This window comes from Arthrobacter methylotrophus (genome assembly GCF_039539965.1).
GTDB classification, from domain to species: domain Bacteria; phylum Actinomycetota; class Actinomycetes; order Actinomycetales; family Micrococcaceae; genus Arthrobacter; species Arthrobacter methylotrophus.
This window is the reverse complement of record NZ_BAABED010000001.1, coordinates 3,611,566-3,628,389: the sequence shown is the minus strand read 5'-3', so window position 1 is coordinate 3,628,389 and position 16,824 is coordinate 3,611,566. Positions and strand designations below refer to the sequence as shown.

The 16,824-nt window shown below is 63.0% G+C and carries 20 protein-coding genes; 14 read left to right on the top strand and 6 right to left on the bottom strand.

All coding sequences use genetic code 11. The annotated features are described in order from the left end of the window. Positions 1-24 precede the first annotated feature (24 nt). The 6 genes from ABD884_RS18770 to ABD884_RS18745 all read right to left on the bottom strand — a co-directional run bounded on the left by ABD884_RS18770 (position 25) and on the right by ABD884_RS18745 (position 4,700). On the bottom strand, positions 25-240 hold the full coding sequence (locus ABD884_RS18770; protein WP_345049507.1) for a hypothetical protein: 216 nt from the start codon (positions 238-240) through the stop codon (positions 25-27). Positions 241-372: 132 nt separating this feature from the next. Then, positions 373-948 (bottom strand): aldo/keto reductase, encoded by a 576-nt coding sequence (locus ABD884_RS18765; protein ID WP_345049503.1) that lies wholly within the window; start codon positions 946-948, stop codon positions 373-375. Beyond that, positions 897-1,133, bottom strand: coding sequence for an aldo/keto reductase (locus ABD884_RS18760; RefSeq protein WP_345049498.1), 237 nt, complete (start codon positions 1,131-1,133; stop codon positions 897-899). Before ABD884_RS18760 ends, ABD884_RS18765 begins: the two co-directional genes overlap by 52 nt. 199 nt (positions 1,134-1,332) lie before the next feature. Continuing rightward, on the bottom strand, positions 1,333-2,757 hold the full coding sequence (locus ABD884_RS18755; RefSeq protein WP_345049495.1) for a dihydroorotase: 1,425 nt from the start codon (positions 2,755-2,757) through the stop codon (positions 1,333-1,335). Further along, positions 2,750-3,712 (bottom strand): acetamidase/formamidase family protein, encoded by a 963-nt coding sequence (locus ABD884_RS18750; RefSeq protein ID WP_345049492.1) that lies wholly within the window; start codon positions 3,710-3,712, stop codon positions 2,750-2,752. Before ABD884_RS18750 ends, ABD884_RS18755 begins: the two co-directional genes overlap by 8 nt. A gap of 13 nt (positions 3,713-3,725) precedes the next feature. After that, entirely contained in the window at positions 3,726-4,700 is a 975-nt protein-coding gene (locus ABD884_RS18745; protein WP_345049486.1) for a branched-chain amino acid transaminase, read from the bottom strand. Positions 4,701-5,024: 324 nt separating this feature from the next. Between ABD884_RS18745 and ABD884_RS18740 the strand changes: the two genes are divergently transcribed. The 14 genes from ABD884_RS18740 (at position 5,025) to ABD884_RS18675 (ending at position 16,777) form a co-directional block, all read left to right on the top strand. Next, positions 5,025-5,153, top strand: coding sequence for a hypothetical protein (locus ABD884_RS18740; RefSeq protein WP_345049482.1), 129 nt, complete (start codon positions 5,025-5,027; stop codon positions 5,151-5,153). Continuing rightward, a complete protein-coding gene (locus ABD884_RS18735) occupies positions 5,150-6,037 on the top strand; it encodes an ABC transporter permease (protein WP_345049478.1) in 888 nt (295 codons plus the stop codon). Before ABD884_RS18740 ends, ABD884_RS18735 begins: the two co-directional genes overlap by 4 nt. Continuing rightward, positions 6,034-6,897: an ABC transporter ATP-binding protein gene (locus tag ABD884_RS18730; RefSeq protein WP_345049473.1), complete on the top strand. Its 864-nt coding sequence runs from the start codon at positions 6,034-6,036 to the stop codon at positions 6,895-6,897. Before ABD884_RS18735 ends, ABD884_RS18730 begins: the two co-directional genes overlap by 4 nt. Positions 6,898-6,899: 2 nt before the next feature. After that, complete coding sequence (locus tag ABD884_RS18725) at positions 6,900-7,703, top strand: ATP-binding cassette domain-containing protein (protein ID WP_345049469.1); 804 nt, start codon at positions 6,900-6,902, stop codon at positions 7,701-7,703. Then, positions 7,700-8,773, top strand: coding sequence for an ABC transporter permease (locus ABD884_RS18720; RefSeq protein ID WP_345049464.1), 1,074 nt, complete (start codon positions 7,700-7,702; stop codon positions 8,771-8,773). Before ABD884_RS18725 ends, ABD884_RS18720 begins: the two co-directional genes overlap by 4 nt. A gap of 55 nt (positions 8,774-8,828) precedes the next feature. Next, complete coding sequence (locus tag ABD884_RS18715; RefSeq protein WP_345049461.1) at positions 8,829-9,656, top strand: hypothetical protein; 828 nt, start codon at positions 8,829-8,831, stop codon at positions 9,654-9,656. A 9-nt stretch (positions 9,657-9,665) separates the two neighbouring features. Beyond that, positions 9,666-10,496: an MBL fold metallo-hydrolase gene (locus tag ABD884_RS18710; protein WP_345049458.1), complete on the top strand. Its 831-nt coding sequence runs from the start codon at positions 9,666-9,668 to the stop codon at positions 10,494-10,496. Between the two features lie 31 nt (positions 10,497-10,527). Further along, complete coding sequence (locus ABD884_RS18705; RefSeq protein WP_345049454.1) at positions 10,528-12,123, top strand: ABC transporter substrate-binding protein; 1,596 nt, start codon at positions 10,528-10,530, stop codon at positions 12,121-12,123. 73 nt (positions 12,124-12,196) lie between these two features. Continuing rightward, a complete protein-coding gene (locus ABD884_RS18700; protein ID WP_345049452.1) occupies positions 12,197-12,874 on the top strand; it encodes a cysteine hydrolase family protein in 678 nt (225 codons plus the stop codon). A 35-nt stretch (positions 12,875-12,909) separates the two neighbouring features. Continuing rightward, entirely contained in the window at positions 12,910-13,677 is a 768-nt protein-coding gene (locus tag ABD884_RS18695) for an MBL fold metallo-hydrolase (protein WP_345049450.1), read from the top strand. Further along, the gene (locus ABD884_RS18690) at positions 13,674-14,498 is read left to right on the top strand and encodes an MBL fold metallo-hydrolase (protein WP_345049448.1); all 825 of its coding nucleotides are present in this window, start codon (positions 13,674-13,676) and stop codon (positions 14,496-14,498) included. Before ABD884_RS18695 ends, ABD884_RS18690 begins: the two co-directional genes overlap by 4 nt. A gap of 138 nt (positions 14,499-14,636) precedes the next feature. Further along, positions 14,637-15,569, top strand: a complete 933-nt coding sequence (locus tag ABD884_RS18685; protein WP_345049443.1) for a polysaccharide deacetylase family protein — start codon at positions 14,637-14,639, stop codon at positions 15,567-15,569. Beyond that, positions 15,569-15,994, top strand: a complete 426-nt coding sequence (locus ABD884_RS18680) for a cupin domain-containing protein (protein WP_345049440.1) — start codon at positions 15,569-15,571, stop codon at positions 15,992-15,994. The genes ABD884_RS18685 and ABD884_RS18680 overlap by 1 nt, the downstream gene beginning before the upstream one ends. Positions 15,995-16,054: 60 nt before the next feature. Next, on the top strand, positions 16,055-16,777 hold the full coding sequence (locus tag ABD884_RS18675) for an aldolase/citrate lyase family protein (protein WP_345049435.1): 723 nt from the start codon (positions 16,055-16,057) through the stop codon (positions 16,775-16,777). Positions 16,778-16,824 lie beyond the last annotated feature (47 nt).

The following is a 16,824-nucleotide window of genomic DNA, read 5'->3' as shown; positions in this document are numbered from 1 at the left end:
TGAGTGTCCGGCTTCCGGCTGGCCTCACCCGCAAGTCTCCGTAGCCGGCTGCGGCATGGGTTCAATGAGCCACGCGGCTCGATGGAGGGCGGTCGCCAGCCAACCCCGCAGGCGAGGCAGCCGTCCGCAACCTACCCGGCGTTCGGGTACAACCGGCGCATCGGGCAATGCACTGCGGCTGTCGTTGTTCACGATGTTGATGACTGCGCAAGCCATCATCAACGAAAAATCCATGGTCATCTTCTTCTCATCCGTGACGTCGTGCGCTGAACCGGGAACCCGGTTTGCGCCTGAAGAAACCCGAACGCTCAGGGGCGGACCCGCCGTCGTGCAAGGTTCTATTAACGACGCTAAGCGCCCGGTGAGGCCATGTCAGCAGCTATGCCGCTCCCTGCCCGTCCTAGGACTGGCCGTCCTACCATCCGCGGGGGACAATTCGACGGCGGCTGCACCAATGTTTTCCGCCAAACGGTGCAGCTTGCGCGTGCCGGGGATCGGGACGATCCACGGCTTCCGGGCGAGGAGCCAGGCCAAGGCAATCTGTACGGGAGAGGCGCCCTTGCGTTGCGCGATGCTTGCCAGCAGTTCGACCACGGCGGCATTGTGCTGGAGCGCTTCCGGCGCGAACCGGGGGATGGTGCTGCGGATGTCGTTGCCCGGATCGAAACTGGTAGATGCCGTGATGGTGCCAGTCAGGAAGCCTTTGCCGAGCGGGCTGTAGGGGACGAATCCGATGCCCGGCTCCTCGCACGCGGCCAGCACTTCCTCCTTGGGACGGCGCCACCAGAGCGAGTACTCGCTTTGGACAGCGCTCACGGGCTGGACGGCATGCGCCCGGCGAATGGTTCCCGCTGAAGATTCCGACATGCCGAAGTGCTTCACCTTTCCGGCCCCGATCAGTTCCTTGACCGCACCCGCGACCTCTTCGATGGGTACGTCGGGGTCCACGCGGTGCTGGTAGTAGAGATTTCGGCAGTGTCGAAGAACGTCACGCCCCGGTCCACAGCGGCACGGATCAGCGAGATCATTTCGTTCCGGTCAGGCTTGTCGCTGTATCCACCGGTCATGCTCATGCAGCCCGGTCCGACGGCGGAGCCTTCCACGCCGTTGGTGCCCAGTGTGCGCTTTTCCATCGTTCGTCCTCCTGTGTTGTGAAACGAAGGCCAGCCTTGCCGTCAACACTAGGGATACGTCAGTACGGTCAGGGAGTCCCTGTCAGTACCTCTCTCGGAAGGGAACGCACGACGACGGCGGTCAGCCGCCGTCGTCGTGCTAACCGAAGCTGCCGCCGTCGGGCGCTGCGTTCAGAAGCGAGGCGTGCCCGCGCGTACCTCAGCAGGCCGGCCGGTTGAGGACATCGCTGGATACGCGCTGCTTGAGCAGTGAGCCGCCCGGGCCGGTCAGCAGGTTTCGGTCTTTCACCATGACAGTTCCCCGCAGAACGGTCATGCTCGGCCAGGCCGCTACGCGGTAGCCCTCCCAGGGAGTGTAGTCTGCTTCGTGAAGGTCCGAGGCCGTGATCCGGCGGTCCACATTGGTATCCAGGACCGCCAGGTCAGCGTCCCCGCCAATGGCGATGACGCCCTTCTGCGGGTACAGGCCAAGGATTCTCGCAGCATTCGCAGAAGTGATGTCCACGAAGCGCGTCAGGGCCAATCCCCGCTTCTTGACGCCCTCGGTGTATGCCACGGCCATGCGCATCTCGACGCCGGCATGACCGCCGGTCGCGTCCAGGATGGTCTTGCCGCGCGTCTTCACCTCGAGGTCGGTGCAGACGCCGTCGGTGGCCAGGGTGCTCAGCGAGCCATCCAACAGCGATTCCCACATCGAATCCCGGTCCGTCTCGGACTTCAACGACGGGTAGGTGTGGTAGATCGCGCCGTTCTCCTGCTTGTAGTCCTCGGCGGTGAAGTACGCATAGTGGGGAAGGATCTCCCCGTAAACGGCCTGGCCTCGACCGCGGGCCTCACGGATGGCATCCACCCCCTCCCGTGCGCTGACGTGCATCAGGTAGATGGGAGCACCTACATGGTGGGCGAGTGTGATGGCCCGCTGGAAGGAGAGCTTTTCGGACAGGTTGTTGTGGGCGTGGTGCATGTACTCGAGGTCAGTCTTGCCTTGGTGCTGCAGCTTCTTGTACGAGTACATGACGATGTCGTCGTCCTCGGCGTGGACGGCGAGCATGGCGCCCGCGGCAGCCGTCTGCTCCATTAGTCCCCACATGTTGCCCAGGTCAGTCTTCTGCTTTGGGCGCGTCGGCGTTGTATTCGTCATCCACACCTTGTAGCTGCCGTGCCCGTTGGCCACTGCGTCAGGTACCTGCTCCAGGACCTCGAACGGGATCTCCGGCTCCTTGAAGGTGCCGTGCAGCGCGTAGTCCGTGTAGGTGGAGCCAGCCCACTCGGCCGACTTCCGCGCGAACGATTCGGACAGTTCGTCGCCGGGCTTCCAGTGGGCAAAGTCCACCAGCGTGGTGGTGCCACCATAGATGGCGCCTTCGCTCACGCGGTCCGGCCCGAAGCACATGATGCCGCTCTCCGCCGCCGTCGGAAGCACGGAGTTGGTGTGCACATGTGGGTCCACACCACCCGGGACCACCAGTTGGCCCTTCAGATCCACCACTCGCCGGGCTTCATCGGGGGAGCCCACGCCCGACGCACGGAGTGACACGATCTTGCCCCCGGCAATACCGATGTCCAAACGTTCAGCACCGGAGGGCGTGACGACCAGTCCATTGGTCAGGAGGAGATCAAACATCGGAGACCTGCGCATTCATGGTGTCGGAAGAATCAAGAGTGAAAGGTTCGGCAGTGAAATAGCGCGAGGCCAGGGTGACCTTGGCCGAGACCCTGGCATTGACCAGCTGCGAGACGGATACATCCGCGGCCGCGCTGAGCAGCATCGCTGTCTTTTCCCGGGACCATTTCCTGTCGGTTTGGAGCAGCTCCAGCATGTCGTCCAAGGCAAGCCTCGCCGCCTCATCCAGCGTGTCGCCGTCGCCGATGGTGATGACGGAATCGCCGCTGAGGACCACTGGCCGCCGGATGCCGACGTTCGGATTCGCACCGCTTGGAACGACAGTGCAGGAGAGCCGCACGCTGCCTTCAACCTCGACGGCGGTCAGCGAGCATTCACCGTCGCCCTGCGCCGCGTGCAGATCACCGGCGTACAGCATCGCTTCGGTCACCTGGACAGGAATCACGACGGCGGCGCCCGCCGTCACGTCCTTGCAGTCCATGTTGCCGCCATGGATCCCCACGGTGCTGGAATTGGGACCGACGCCGACGGGTGCCACCCCGACTTTCCCGACCATGGGCCGGACAGGGATCCTGGTGTGGTCGTCGAACACAACCTGGCCGTCCACGATCTCCACCACATGCCCGGCCCTGCCGAGACCATCGGTGAAGCCACCACGTCCGGGCAGCGTGACCATTGCTCCGCGGCGGGCGATCAGGATCTCGTGGACGTCCACGCGCAGTGCGTCGCCGGGATTGACCCCGCGGATGGCAACGGGGCCGGTGACGGGAATGGACAGCTTCTCGTACTCGCCGGTCTCCTCGAAGAGCCCGCCGGTGAGCAGGCTCCTCGCATCCAGCCAGAAATGCTCGCCCTGGTTGACGGTAAGGACCGGTTCGGAGCTCGCATCAAAGGACAGTGAGGCGTCCTCGTAGCCGACGCGCGGCGTCTCGTGCAGGGTTGGGATCTCTTGCATACTGCGTCTCCTCTCAGGACGGGTAGACGGGCGTGGCCCAGTTTTGGTCGCCGGCGACACGTCCGACGACGGCCTGCCGGTATAGCTTCTGGAGGCTGCGGGTGATGTCGCCGGCTGTTCCCTTCCCGATGGTGGTGCGGTCCACCGACGCGACATGGTTGACCTCCGCGGCGCTGCCGCACACAAAGACTTCGTCGGCTGAATACAGCTCAGTGCGGTCGATGGGGCGGATGTCGACGTCGATACCCAGCTCAGTGCGGGCGAGGTGCAGGACACTGTCCCGAGTGATTCCCTCGAGGATGCTGTCCGTCACCGGGGGAGTGCAGAGCCTTCCCTGACGGACCATGAAGACGTTGTAACCGGCGCCCTCGGCGACGTGCCCGCTCTCCGTGAGCAGCAGCGCGGCACCATAACCGTTCCGCTTGGCTTCCAACAAGGCAAGCCGGCCGTTCTGGTAATTGGCAATCGACTTCACCCGGGGCGGCATGGACCGGTCAGAGAGCCGGGCCCAGCTGCTGATCTGCACATGCAATCCCGTGCTCCCGAAATAGTTGCCCATGGGAATGGCGGCCATGAAAACGGTGGAGGGGCCGGTATCCTCCGGTTTGCCATCCTTTGAATCAACAAATACCTGGGCCCGCATGTGCAGATTGCCCCGCAGCTCATTGGCCCGAATGAGGCCCAGCAGCTGATCGCCGAGCAGTCCGATATCCTGCGGCCCGTCAATCTCCACCACCCTCATGGAATCGATCAGTCGCTTCAGGTGGTCCGCCACCCTGAACGCGTACAGCTGCTGGTCGTCCTCGCTCCAGTACGCGCGGAACCCCTCAAACACGCCGACGCCGTACTTCAGCGAGGTACTCAGCACATGGAGGCGGGCGTCGGCGTAGTCCACCAGCTCTCCGTCGTGGAGCAAATACTTCACCGGCTGTCCCGGGGCGGTCTGCCGGGTGGCTACTTCGGCTGCTGTTTCTTGAAAGTTGGGCATCGTAGGTCCGTTCCTCATCTGTTCCGTGGTGCTGGCGGCGACGGCACCCCAGCTTCATCGCAATCGGTACTTGCTCACTATATTGAAGACACTTAAGGGTGGTGTCAATGGTCCGACTGCCGCTGACCTCGCGTCCCGATGAGCCCTGAACCTTGAATTGGCAGGGCTGCGAAGGGCTTGATCGGGCTGCGCATCCGGCCATTTCCTCGCGATTTTCCGAAAAGAGTGCAATTGGTCACACTTGGCGCTACAGTCGAATTCAATAAAGTGACGAGACTTTGATATGAGGGATTTACCTCTCAAGGTACGAACAGGGAGCTGAACATGCAACAGCCGCAGGTCCTCAGCCAGGCCAATCTTCAATACATTGCGAGTGGGCTCAATACGAGCCGGCCCAGTCTCCACTTCGCTATGACCATCACTACCCCCGGACTCTCCGAGGAGGCTCCATGAGTATTCAAGGACTGCCGCGCACTTCGCCCGGGCTCCGGGCTGCGGCGTGGGCCCGCCGGGGCCAGACCCTCCTGATTAACCGGTCCAGCCCCATCATGGCCACCATGGCGGTGGTCATCATTGTGGGTCTGCCCCTCATGGCATTGGTGGCCCCGCTCCCGCATGATCCACTGCGTCCGGACACCGATGCGATCGGCATCGCGCCGAATGGGACGCACTGGTTCGGCACCGATGGAAACGGGATGGATATCTTCTCCCGGACTATCGAGGCCGCGAAGCTGGACCTTCCGGTCGCCCTGGCCGCCACGGCACTGTCGCTCCTGGTGGGCGTCCCCCTAGGACTGTTTGCCACCAGCGGCAGGCTGGGCGAGGCCATCATGCGGGTCGTTGATGCCTTCGCCGCACTGCCGATCATCGTGATTGCCGTCGTCTCCATCAAGCTCATGGGCGGCGGGGCAACGGATGTCATCCTTGCGATCGCCATTGTTGCGGCTCCACGGTTCGTGCGTCTGTCCCGGGCAGCAGCCATGGCCCTTCGCTCGGCGAGGTACGTGGAGGCCGCGGCGGCCATCGGTTGTTCACCGCTCCGCATCGCGTTCAACCACATCTTCCGCAACGCATATGGCGTGGTCCTGGTGCAGGCAACACTGACAGCGGCCAACGCGCTGGGAACCATTGCCGCACTGAACTTCCTTGGCGTCGGAGTCAAGCCGCCCACGCCGACGTGGGGGGCCATGATCAACGACGGCGTCAGCATGCTAATCCGGGGCGAATGGTGGGCGGCCGCGTTTCCTACCGCCGCCATGCTCCTGGCCATCGGCTCACTCAATGTGATTGCCGGAGCAATCGAAACCAAGATCGAGCGAGTGGAGCGGGCACGATGACAACAGGACTTCACGTGCGGGACCTCGTGACGGAGTTCCACTCCCGTGAGGGCGTGAAACGTGCCCTCCATGGCATCTCCTTCGATGTCGGCGCCAATGAAATCGTGGGGGTCGTGGGCGAATCGGGATCAGGCAAGTCCACCGTGGTGCGCTCCGTGGTCAAGCTGCTGATGCCGCCGGGGCGAGTCATGGAGGGCACCGCCGAGTTCAACGGCCAGGATCTGATCCGTATGCCGGAACGGCAGATCCGCCCCATCAGGGGCAAGGAAATCGGCTTCGTGGCGCAAAACCCCTTCAGTGCACTGAACCCGGTGGTGCGCATCGAAAAGCAGTTCTCGAACATCGCCAAGGCGCACGGGCTCAAGGCTGACGCCGCATCGCGCGGACGGGCCCTCGAACTGCTAGCCTCCTCCGGCGTCAACGATCCGGACCGCGTCATGCGCGGCTACGCGCACGAGCTCAGCGGTGGCATGGCCCAGCGCGTGGTCATCGCCATGGCCCTGTACCTCAATCCCCGCTTGGTCATCGCGGATGAACCGACGACCGCGCTGGACCTCACCGTGCAGCGGCAGGTATTGGACACCCTCACGCGGCTGACGAAGGGGAGCGACCGGTCGATGCTGATCGTCACCCATGACCTGGGGGTGGTGGCCAATTACTGCGACCGCGTCCTGGTGATGTACCGCGGCCGCATCGTTGAACAAGGTCCGGTGGCTGAGGTGTTCGTCCGTCCCCAGGACCCCTACACCGTCTCGCTGCTCAATTCCGTCGTTCAGCCAAAGGCTGCTGCGGACAGCCCGGTTCCGGGCCCCGACGATACAACTCTTCCTACCGAGCTCTCCGAATCCAGGAGCATCTGACCATGCCCATCATTGAATTGAAGGACGTCCGGAAGACGTTCCGAACGCCGCAGGGACTGCCGGTCAAGGCTGTGGACGGTATTTCCCTCGCCGTCGAACGCGGCGAGACCTTGGGGATCATTGGCGAAAGCGGCTCCGGCAAGTCAACCCTCGGCCGCCTCATCCTCAGGCTCATTGAAGCCGATTCCGGCACCATACTCCTCGAAGGCGAGGATATCCGTGCGTTGTCGAAAGCACAGCTGCGGAAACGGCGGAGGCACTGGCAGATCGTCTTCCAGGAGCCGTTCGCATCACTGAATCCGCGCCTCACCATCCGCCAGATTGTCGAGGAACCCCTGATTGTCGCAAAGGCATACGGATCCAGGGCCGAGCGACTGCGCCGGGTCGCCGACACCTTGGAAGAGGTAGGACTCTCCCAGGAGTTCCTGGACCGCCGCCCAGCCAACCTCAGCGGCGGACAACAGCAAAGGGTGGGCATCGCCCGGTGCCTCGTCACGGACCCCAGCCTGGTGGTGCTGGATGAGCCGACGTCTTCGCTGGACCTCACCATCAGGGCATCCATCCTGCGGATGCTGGCGAAGCTGCAGGTCTCCAGGGGGCTGACCTATGTCTTTGTCTCGCATGACATTGAGACTGTCCGGCACTTCTGTTCCCGCGTGGCCGTGATGCACAGGGGACGGTTCGTTGAAACGGGCATCACGGATGATGTTCTCTCGAATCCGCAACAGCCGTACACACAGGCGCTGATGTCGGCGGCAATGCCTCCCATCCCTTACACCCCTGAAGAAAAGGCGACCATGGCATGATCCGCTACGTCCTGTCCCGTCTGGTTATTGCCTTCCTGCTCCTTTTGGGGCTCATCACACTGAGCTTTGGCCTGGTCTCGCTGCTTCCCGGCAACCCGGCAGTCGCATTGCTCGGCGAGTATGCCACTCCAGCAGATATTGCCCGGATCAATGCCCAACTGGGCTTGGACAAGCCGTTCTGGGATCGCTATCTGGAGTACATGGGCCGCACCTTGCACGGAGATCTGGGAAATTCGTTCTTCACGGGTAGCCCTGTCGCGGGCGAAATTTGGACACGCTTGCCTAATACCCTGATTTACCTGGTTCCCGGCCTCGTCCTGGCACTACTCATGGGCCTGGGCATGGGCGCGCTGGCGGCCTACCGCTATGGGCGCGGGGCTGACAAGGCCTTTACCGCCGGCGTCTCTGTCCTCATGGCCATGCCGGAGTTTGTCCTTGCCCTCCTTCTTTTGTTCATCTTCTACCAACAACTCCATGTGGCACCCGCTCCGCTGGGAATGCTGTCCAGCGCAGACATTCCGCCGCCCAAAGTCACAGGATCCGTTGCCTTGGACGCGGTGATCGCCGGGAACTGGGGAACAGTGCAATCCATCCTGGGCAGGGCAGCCCTGCCCATCATCACGATGGGCCTGTTCTTCGCAGCTCCGTTTGGCAAGACCGTGCGGACCGGCCTCCTTCAGGTCCTGAATTCGCCCCAGATCGAATTCGCCAGGGCCTGCGGGCTGAAACCGCTGCAGGTGTTCCGTTACGCCCTGAGCGACGTACGCGCGGCTTTGATGACGTACATGGTGCTGCTGTTTGCCGCAGCACTCAGTGGCGCCGCCATCGTCGAGAGCGTCTTCTCCTGGCCCGGTGTCGGAGGGTGGTCCCTGGACGGCGTCCTCAAAGGCGACGTGCCTGTCATCCAGGGGTTCGTCCTCATCATGGGGGCCACGAGTCTCCTGGGCTACGTGCTGCTGGATGCCCTCATCACGCTGTTGGATCCCCGCACCCGCAGCGGCGTCATCCAGGGCAAGAAGGGCCCATCGAAGCTGCGCCCTGCGGCCGAACCAGCCGGACAGCCGGGCTGAGAACCTGCACCACAATATCCCTTGACAAATTTCTAAAGCTCAATAGATTGAAGATATGTTCAATACATTGCATGCAGGCAAATTGGCGGTCCTCGGCGGAAGCATTCCGCTCGACGGCCGCGTGAGCTGGGTATCGCGAGGTGCAACAGGATTCCAGCCGTCAAACGCTTACCTCTTGACCGATGGCTCTTCCAGTCTCCTGATCGATTCCGGATTGGCTGTCCACACGGAAGAGATCCTTGACGACCTGGCAGGGCTCATTGGCGAAGGCGGGGGAGTTTCCATCTTCTTCACCAGGCCCGAGATGGACTGCGTGTCCAACCTCGAACCGATCGCCGGCAGGTTCGACATCGAACGGCTCTTTACCGGCGGCGTCATCAATCCCTTCGACGCTTTCGATGACCTGAGCCGGCTGGCACTGCGCGGACGCCGCCACCAGATCGACGCCCAGCGGACCGAGGAAGGCGACTCCATGGCGCGGGCCGCGGAGATCGAAATAGCTCCCGGCCGCGTGCTGGAAGTTGAATCGCCCCTGTTGCGTCTCCTGCCCACCTTCTGGGGCTGGGACAAGGAAACGGGCACGTTGTTCACCTCGGACACCTTCACCCATGGCGTGATGGACCGGCCCGACGGCCAGCGCATCATCGACTCCACGGTCGAGGACACCACCACCGTGGAACAGGTGGCCGGCCACCTCTACGCAAAATACGAATGGATCCCCCGCTCCACGTGCGAGCCCCTTAGAGAATGGCTCCGGGACAAGTTCGACACCCTGGCGCCCGAGGTCATCGCCCCGTCCCGCGGATGCGTCTTGAAGGGACGCGACGTGGTGCAGCGCCACCTCGAATTCATGCTCGACGCGCTCACCCCGCAGCTGGTTTAGGAGACCATCATGGAAGAACAACTCATAGAAACGATGAGCAGCGACCTCCCACGCAGCGTCGCGAAGGGCGTCACCTGGATGAGCTCCTGCCTCCCCTTCCACCTGGCGGACCGGGTGATCCACGGCCACAACTCCACTTACCTCGTCCAGGGCGAGCACTCCTCCATCCTGGTGGACACAGGGAACCCGTCCAGCTGGCCCATCATTTCCCGCACTCTCGACGCACTGCTGGACGGCCGCCAGCTGACATACGTCTTTCCCACGCACCCCGAGCTTCCCCATACCGGAAACCTCCCGCGGCTCGTGGAGAAGTACCCGGACATCAAGGTGGTAGGGGACATCCGCGACTACCACCTCTTCTACCCGCAGATCGTTCCGAACCTCCACGCAAAGGTGCCCGGAGACAGGATTGAACTGGGCGGGCAGGAGTTCACGGTGGTGGAGGCCCTCATCCGGGACCTGCCCAACACCCAATGGGGATTTGTTCCTGAAGCCGGCGTGCTCTTCACCGCGGACGGTTTCTGCTACATGCACCGCCCCGAGCTCGACGACGAAGACCCGGTACACCTCCCGGGCGAATGCGGTCTGACCACCAGCGAACTCCGGGAACCCGTCGCCGTCGAGAATGCTGCATTCTTTACCGGAAGCGCCCTCTACTGGGCTCGCTTCGCCAATGATGCCGACGCGGTGTATGACCGCGTCCTTCATCTTATTGATGATCTCGGCGTCAAGTCCGTGGCCCCGACCCACGGCAACTTCATCAGCAACATCCGTGACGTGGAGCCCATCATCCGGGCCGGCCACAAACGGGCCTACCGCTACGAAACCGCCCAGCCCTAGCTTTCTTCCCCCAATAAACGGAGTCACTGTTATGGATCGTCTGCGTTTGCTCACCGGGGGCGCCGTTGTCGCCCTCGCCACATCCCTCGTCGCCTGCGGTGCTCCCGCACAGCAGGCGGCCGTCAACCAGGCCATCGACAGCGTTGTCGTTGCCGTCGGAGCCCTGCCGGACAGCCTCACGCCCTCGCCCTGGGGAGGCAGCGCCTCCCATGTGGTGCTGAGCGGCCTCGGCTCGCAGCTCCTCGAGTACAAGACCGGGGCCAGCGACGGCAAGACCTGCCCCGCACCGTCCACGGAGCTATCCGGCCGGCTGGCCGAGAGCGCCAAGCCCAGCCCGGACGGCACCAGCGTGATTGTCACCCTCCGCAAGCTCACCAGCCAATTCGGGCATGTCCTGTCGGCCGAGGACGTCCGGTGGAGCCTCGACATCGGCATGAAGCGGCAGCCAGTCATGAAGGGAACCCTAAAAAGCAGCGGATTCAATGTGGACAACCTGGTCAAGGTGATCGATGATCATACCCTCCAGCTCAACACCACAGCCCTGACCTCCTACACCCAGGAATCCCTGCAAAACAACCTGTTCTACATCCACGACAGCGTCGAGGCCAAGAAACACGTCACGCCGGACGATCCGACCGCGAACAACTGGCTTTCGAAGAACCTGGCCGACTACAGCGGCTGGAAGCTTGAAGAATTTACGCCGGGCGCGTCGCTGACCGTCACAGCGGATCCGAACTGGGAGGGCGCACGCGGAACCGTCAAACGCGTCTCGGTCAAGGCTGTCCAGAGCACTGCCACCCGCAGCCAGCTGGTTGAAACCGGCGAAGTCCAGGTGGCCAACGGCTTCGAGTATGACCAGTACAAGTCTTTGGAGCAGTCCCCGGGCGTGACTGTCCTGAACTGCGCCAGCCAAACCCGCGACACGATGATGATCAACACCAAGACTGGTCCGTTGGCTGATCCCAAAGTACGCCAGGCGGTTTCGATGGCGATCGACCGGGACGCTCTGGTGAAGGGCGCGTATGCCGGCTACGGCAAACCCGCCAGCTCCATCTTCCCCAATGTTGCGGACTCCCCAATCTACAAGTTCAACAAGGATGCGGCCAAGAAGCTCTTGGCTGACGCCGGATATGCCAATGGGTTCCCGCTGACACTGAGCTACAGCACCACCCGCCCGGGCCCGGTTGCCGCCAAGTCGGCAGTCCTGATCCAGTCCATGCTCAAGGACGTGGGCATTGACGTCCAATTGCAGAACGTGGCTAGCTCAACCGACTTCTCCACGGCATTGATCGACGGCCGCTATCAAGCGGTGCTCTACTCGGAGCCGATCGTGATCGCCGATCCCGCTTTCTACAGCTACGCGTTCTACTCAACCGGTGCCCCGAGCAACAGCACCGGCTGGTCCAACGCGGAATTCGACAAGGCGCGCACCGAACTTGCTGCCACGCCTAGTTCAGAAACGGACAAGCGCTCCACCATTCTCAACAAGATGGCCTCATTGGTTGACGACGGCGCAGCCATCCTCTCGCTGGTCGAAACCAAGGGGATGCTGGTCGCGAAGACCGGGCTGACCGGCGCCGTGCCTCTGACCAACGGCCAGATCTACTTCAACGCCTTGGGCCGCTAGGCCGCCGGCAGTCCCGCGTGGTGCCGGCCGGCTCAGAATCCGGCCGGCACCACCTCACAGAAGGAAACCTCTCATGATTGAAATCTGCGGAAAGCAGGTCCGCGACACCCTGCAGGAACTGCTGGACCCGACCACCACCGCCCTCGTGGTGATCGACATGCAGGAAGGTGCCGTCTACTCCGGCGGCGCAATCGGCGACTCCGGCCACGACCTCTCCATGATGCCCGACGTCGCCAAGCGCTGCGGACGGGCCATCGAATCGGCCCGGAAGAACGGCGTGCCCATCTTCCACATCCGGGTCGAAAACCTGCCCGACGGCGCCAGCTCACCTGCCGCGTGGCTACGGGCCCTGTACACCGCCGCCAACGGCCGGCCCATTGACTTGGGCAGGCTCAGCGTCACGGGCGATCCGGCGACGGAGTTCTGTGCAGAGTGCATGCCCGAAGAAGGCGAAGTCATCATCACCAAGCGCCGCCCCAGCGCGTTCGTAGGAACGGAGCTGGCGCTCCTGCTCCGGAGCCAGGGCATCGAATCCGTGGCCTTGGTTGGCGTCTCCACCGGAGGATGCGTCGAGGCCACACTACGGGACGCTGTCCACAACGATTTCTATGCCGTCCTGCTCGAGGATGCCGTCGGGGCATACGACACCGTGGTGCACGATGCTGCGCTGACAGTGATGCGGGCCCGCCACGATGTCTGCACGCTGGATGAGGCGATCGCCGTCTGGGACTCGGCAAGCACCCCCGCCTAGGCCGTCCGATTCGGAATCGAGAGGAGGAAAAATCGTTGAATCCGCACACAACCCAGACAGCGATCGCCTTCAACGGTCCCCACAGCCTCATCGGCAACCGCGTCTATCGCTTGGGGGCGGACATCCTCCTGGATGAACACGTCAGTTGGTGTCCACCCGGCACCAGCGTCATCCAGCCCGTCAATTGCTACCTCATCAAGGGAAGCAACGGCTCCGTGCTGGTGGACACCGGCGTCCGGCTCCATGAGGCAGAGATCATCCGGCAGCTGGAATCACTTCTGGAGCCGGGGGAGCGGCTCGCCGTCGTGCTGACACGGACGGAGATGGAATGCTGCCTGAATCTTCCCGCCATCGAGGCCCGATTCGACGTGGAATCGGTCTGGTACACCGGCGGAATCACGGTACCGAGGATGTCGGCAACGCCCAGGCGCATCATGGTCAACCCGGGGGCCTCACTTGAGGCTCAGGTCATAGACGGCCTGACCTTGGAGTTCGTGTCGCCGCTGATGCGTCTCCTGCCAACGTTATGGATCTTCGATCCCGGATCGGGGGCGCTCCTGACCTCGGATTCTTTCACGCACGGCTCGTACGGCCGCTCGAATGCCGCGGCCGGCTTGCGGAAGTTCCAGTGGTTTTCCGGGGCCGATACCCGCGGCATTGCCCGGGATGTTGAAGAGTCCGTCCGCCGGCGACAGGTGAAGGCCATCGGTCCCGGCTACGGCGAACCAATTGTTGGCATGGCGGAATCTGCCGCGGCGGCTACGGCCCTGGCCACGGCAATCAGGACGGTAGGCATCCAATGAGCTCGCAAGTTCCGGGCGGGTTGCCCGCCACGGGCCGTGTCCTCGCCGAAGGCGTGCACTGGTTGGGCGGCTGCCTGTCCGCCAGCGCTGAAGGCCAGGAAGTCCACTATCACGTCTCGTCATACCTGGTGGTCGGGTCGGAAGCCTCGATCCTGGTCGATACCGGAGATCCGGCGCACCGGGACGCAGTCCTTCGGCAACTGGACCATGCGCTGGGGGGCCGGAGGCTTGATTACGTTTTCCCGACGCATCCGGAAATCCCGCATGCGGGCAATCTTCCCGCTTTATTGGACCGATACCCCTCGGCTGTGGTTGTGGGGGATGTCCGTGACTACTCCCTTCATTTCCCGGAGTTCGCGGACCGGCTGCAAGCCAAGGCCGCGGGGGAATCTCTGGATCTCGGCAACAGGGAGTTCCGCTTCCTTCCGGCATACATCCGTGACTTGGAGAACACGCTCTGGGGTCACGATTCCGCGGTAGGGATGATGTTCGTCTCCGACGGCTTTTCCTACATTCACGACATACCAGCTCCGGACGAGGATGACGAACCAGTGCACCTGCCAGGGCAGTGCCGTTTGCTCTCCAGCGAGATGCCGGCGCCTCCCTCGGTGGAACAGGCCGCGTACGGCACAGGCCGTGCGCTCTATTGGACGAAATTCGTCGATGTGGGCACGGCTTTCCAAGGCATCGAAGAGACATTGGAAACCTACCCCACCCGGTTGATCGGGCCTGCCCACGGAAACGTCATCGACGATGTCGACAGCATGCTCAAAACGTCGCTGGCGGCCCATCGCAGGGTCTACGAAGGGCAGGAGCTGTAAAGTGAAGTATTATCAATATAATGAACGAACAGGCTCGGGGTGCCGCGGAAAGCCCTGGCCGTTCCCGGGACCTACGGACCACAGGAGCCCCCGGCCGGATGCTGCAGTGGATGCCAACGAACAGCAAGGAGAGAGTCAATGCGGGACCTGATTGGATATGGAGAGAACCCTCCGGTTATCACGTGGCCGCACGGCGCCAAAGTTGCCGTCTCCCTGGTGCTGAACTACGAGGAAGGAGCCGAAAGCTCCATCGAAGACGGTGATGAACGGGACGAGGACGTCTCGATCTTCGGCGGCTGGTCCGCCGACCCCGCGCGGCGCAGCCTCATGAAAGAGTCCTTCTTTGAGTACGGCAGCCGTGTGGGCATCTGGCGCTACCTCGGCATGCTGCGGGAGTACAACGTCCGGGCAACAGTGATGGCCTGCGGTGCCGCTCTCGAACGGAATCCCGACGCCGCCCTGGCTCTGGTGCGGGACGGCCACGAAATCTGCGCCCACGGCTACAAGTGGCGCGGAACCGTGGGAATGGAACCCGACGAAGAGCGGCAGGAGATCCGTAAGTCTCTGGCCACCATCGAGGCTGTTTCCGGAGTGCGGCCTTCGGGCTGGTACGTCCGGGAGGGAATTACTGAGAATACCCGGACCATCCTGGCGGAGGAAGGCGTGCTGTACGACTCGAATTCCTACGCCGACGACCTTCCGTACTATGTGCAGGCAGGCCCCCATCGTCATTTGGTGGTCCCCTATTCCGGCGATACGAACGACGCCAGATTCTGGGGAAACGGCAGCCTCGGCACAGCAGAGGACTTCTTCAACGTGCTGAAAGACACCCTCGATTGCCTCCTTATCGAGGGCGAAACCGTGCCGAAGATGATGTCAGTAGGGCTGCATTTGAGGATTGGAGGGCGGCCCAGTATTGCCCACGGAGTACGCCGGTTCCTCGAATACGCCCTTGCGCAGTCTGGAGTCTGGTTCGCCACCCGGGAGGAAATCGCGCGCTGGTGGATGGAACACCCGCCCGTGCAGGCTCACTCGGTCACGGCCGGGGCCGCCTTCGAGGGCGTGTCTTGATGCACGCCGGCAGAGGAAGCACCGCCACCGTCAACATCGACCGGCTGGTCCACAATGTCCACGAGCAAGGCTTCGCGGCTCTGGACAAGGTGGGCATCAACGGGCAGCACGACCAAGGCCTGGTCAGCACGCTCATCTCCCGGGATCTCAGCGGTTCAGATGACTTGTGCGTCAGCTGGGGCAGGATACTGCCCGGGCAGCACCACTTGTGCCATCACCATCCTGACGCGTCCGAGTTTTACGTCGTCCTGAGCGGGACGCCCATAGTCCACCTCGGTAACAGCACCTACCGGGCAAAACCTGGAGACGGCATCTACATCCCGCGCGGCACTACGCACGGAATCACTAACGACGGCGACGAAACCGTGGAGCTCATTGTGGGGGTCAGCAAGCCCGCGGACTGGCAGTTCGTCCCTGACGAGTGACCGGCCGTTCAGGCACCAAACCGCTGTTCATTTCCCTTCCATCCCAATGAGGAACCTCCCATGATCCAGGAACCAGCCGCCGCCCTTGAACGCAGGGTCGGAATCATCACCGCAGATCCCAGCCCCACCTTGCTTGCCCTCCTTGCCCACACGGCCGTGGATTTTCTGGTCCTCGATGCGGAACAGACCGGGATGACCGTCCAGGAATGCCGTGGTGTAGTGCAGCGCCTGTCCGGATCCGGAGTGAAGGTGGCCGTGCGCGTGCCCGATCTGGAGACGAATACGTTGCTGGCCTTCGCCAACACTGGTGTAGCGGAGATCGTGCTGCCCCAGGTCCGGACTGTGGAGGAGCTGGAACGCGCCTACGAAGCCACGCGATACGCCCCTGTTGGATCACGTCCGCGGCAGGTGACGCCAGCCTCGGCATTCGGCATGGACTACTCCTTTGCTCCCGTGATCGCGGTGTTGTTCGAGACAGCCGAAGCTGTGGAGCGGGTCAAGGAATTTGTTGGCAGCGCTGCGTTTGGCGGGGGCTGGGTGGGGCCCACCGATCTGGCAGCAGACCTTCTTCGGCATGGAGATGAGCGGCCGGAGGCTTTGCAGGAAGCCGTCCAGCGCGTGGTGGACGTGGTGGCCGGCGCGGGGCACAGCGTGGGACTTCCGGCACCCGGAATGGCCGCCGCAGCCCGGGTTTTCGAGCGCGGAGCGGACCGTTGTGCGGTCTACTGGGAGAAGGAACTCGCCTCCATGTTGACTGGCTACACCGAGCTGAGGACCGCGTGAGCGCTATCGGCAGGAGTGGAGTGCCCGTCGAATCGAGGCTCTCAAAA

What these genes read in the sequence shown, in the direction of transcription:
- ABD884_RS18710 (WP_345049458.1), top strand. Translation starts at nt 9,666, where the DNA reads ATGGAAGAACAACTCATAGAAACGATGAGCAGCGACCTCCCACGCAGC.
- ABD884_RS18685 (WP_345049443.1), top strand. Translation starts at nt 14,637, where the DNA reads ATGCGGGACCTGATTGGATATGGAGAGAACCCTCCGGTTATCACGTGG.
- ABD884_RS18755 (WP_345049495.1), bottom strand. Translation starts at nt 2,757, where the DNA reads ATGTTTGATCTCCTCCTGACCAATGGACTGGTCGTCACGCCCTCCGGT.
- ABD884_RS18750 (WP_345049492.1), bottom strand. Translation starts at nt 3,712, where the DNA reads ATGCAAGAGATCCCAACCCTGCACGAGACGCCGCGCGTCGGCTACGAG.
- ABD884_RS18700 (WP_345049452.1), top strand. Translation starts at nt 12,197, where the DNA reads ATGATTGAAATCTGCGGAAAGCAGGTCCGCGACACCCTGCAGGAACTG.
- ABD884_RS18740 (WP_345049482.1), top strand. Translation starts at nt 5,025, where the DNA reads ATGCAACAGCCGCAGGTCCTCAGCCAGGCCAATCTTCAATACATTGCG.
- ABD884_RS18770 (WP_345049507.1), bottom strand. Translation starts at nt 240, where the DNA reads ATGACCATGGATTTTTCGTTGATGATGGCTTGCGCAGTCATCAACATC.
- ABD884_RS18745 (WP_345049486.1), bottom strand. Translation starts at nt 4,700, where the DNA reads ATGCCCAACTTTCAAGAAACAGCAGCCGAAGTAGCCACCCGGCAGACC.
- ABD884_RS18760 (WP_345049498.1), bottom strand. Translation starts at nt 1,133, where the DNA reads ATGGAAAAGCGCACACTGGGCACCAACGGCGTGGAAGGCTCCGCCGTC.
- ABD884_RS18715 (WP_345049461.1), top strand. Translation starts at nt 8,829, where the DNA reads ATGTTCAATACATTGCATGCAGGCAAATTGGCGGTCCTCGGCGGAAGC.
- ABD884_RS18690 (WP_345049448.1), top strand. Translation starts at nt 13,674, where the DNA reads ATGAGCTCGCAAGTTCCGGGCGGGTTGCCCGCCACGGGCCGTGTCCTC.
- ABD884_RS18730 (WP_345049473.1), top strand. Translation starts at nt 6,034, where the DNA reads ATGACAACAGGACTTCACGTGCGGGACCTCGTGACGGAGTTCCACTCC.
- ABD884_RS18735 (WP_345049478.1), top strand. Translation starts at nt 5,150, where the DNA reads ATGAGTATTCAAGGACTGCCGCGCACTTCGCCCGGGCTCCGGGCTGCG.
- ABD884_RS18705 (WP_345049454.1), top strand. Translation starts at nt 10,528, where the DNA reads ATGGATCGTCTGCGTTTGCTCACCGGGGGCGCCGTTGTCGCCCTCGCC.
- ABD884_RS18675 (WP_345049435.1), top strand. Translation starts at nt 16,055, where the DNA reads ATGATCCAGGAACCAGCCGCCGCCCTTGAACGCAGGGTCGGAATCATC.
- ABD884_RS18680 (WP_345049440.1), top strand. Translation starts at nt 15,569, where the DNA reads ATGCACGCCGGCAGAGGAAGCACCGCCACCGTCAACATCGACCGGCTG.
- ABD884_RS18720 (WP_345049464.1), top strand. Translation starts at nt 7,700, where the DNA reads ATGATCCGCTACGTCCTGTCCCGTCTGGTTATTGCCTTCCTGCTCCTT.
- ABD884_RS18725 (WP_345049469.1), top strand. Translation starts at nt 6,900, where the DNA reads ATGCCCATCATTGAATTGAAGGACGTCCGGAAGACGTTCCGAACGCCG.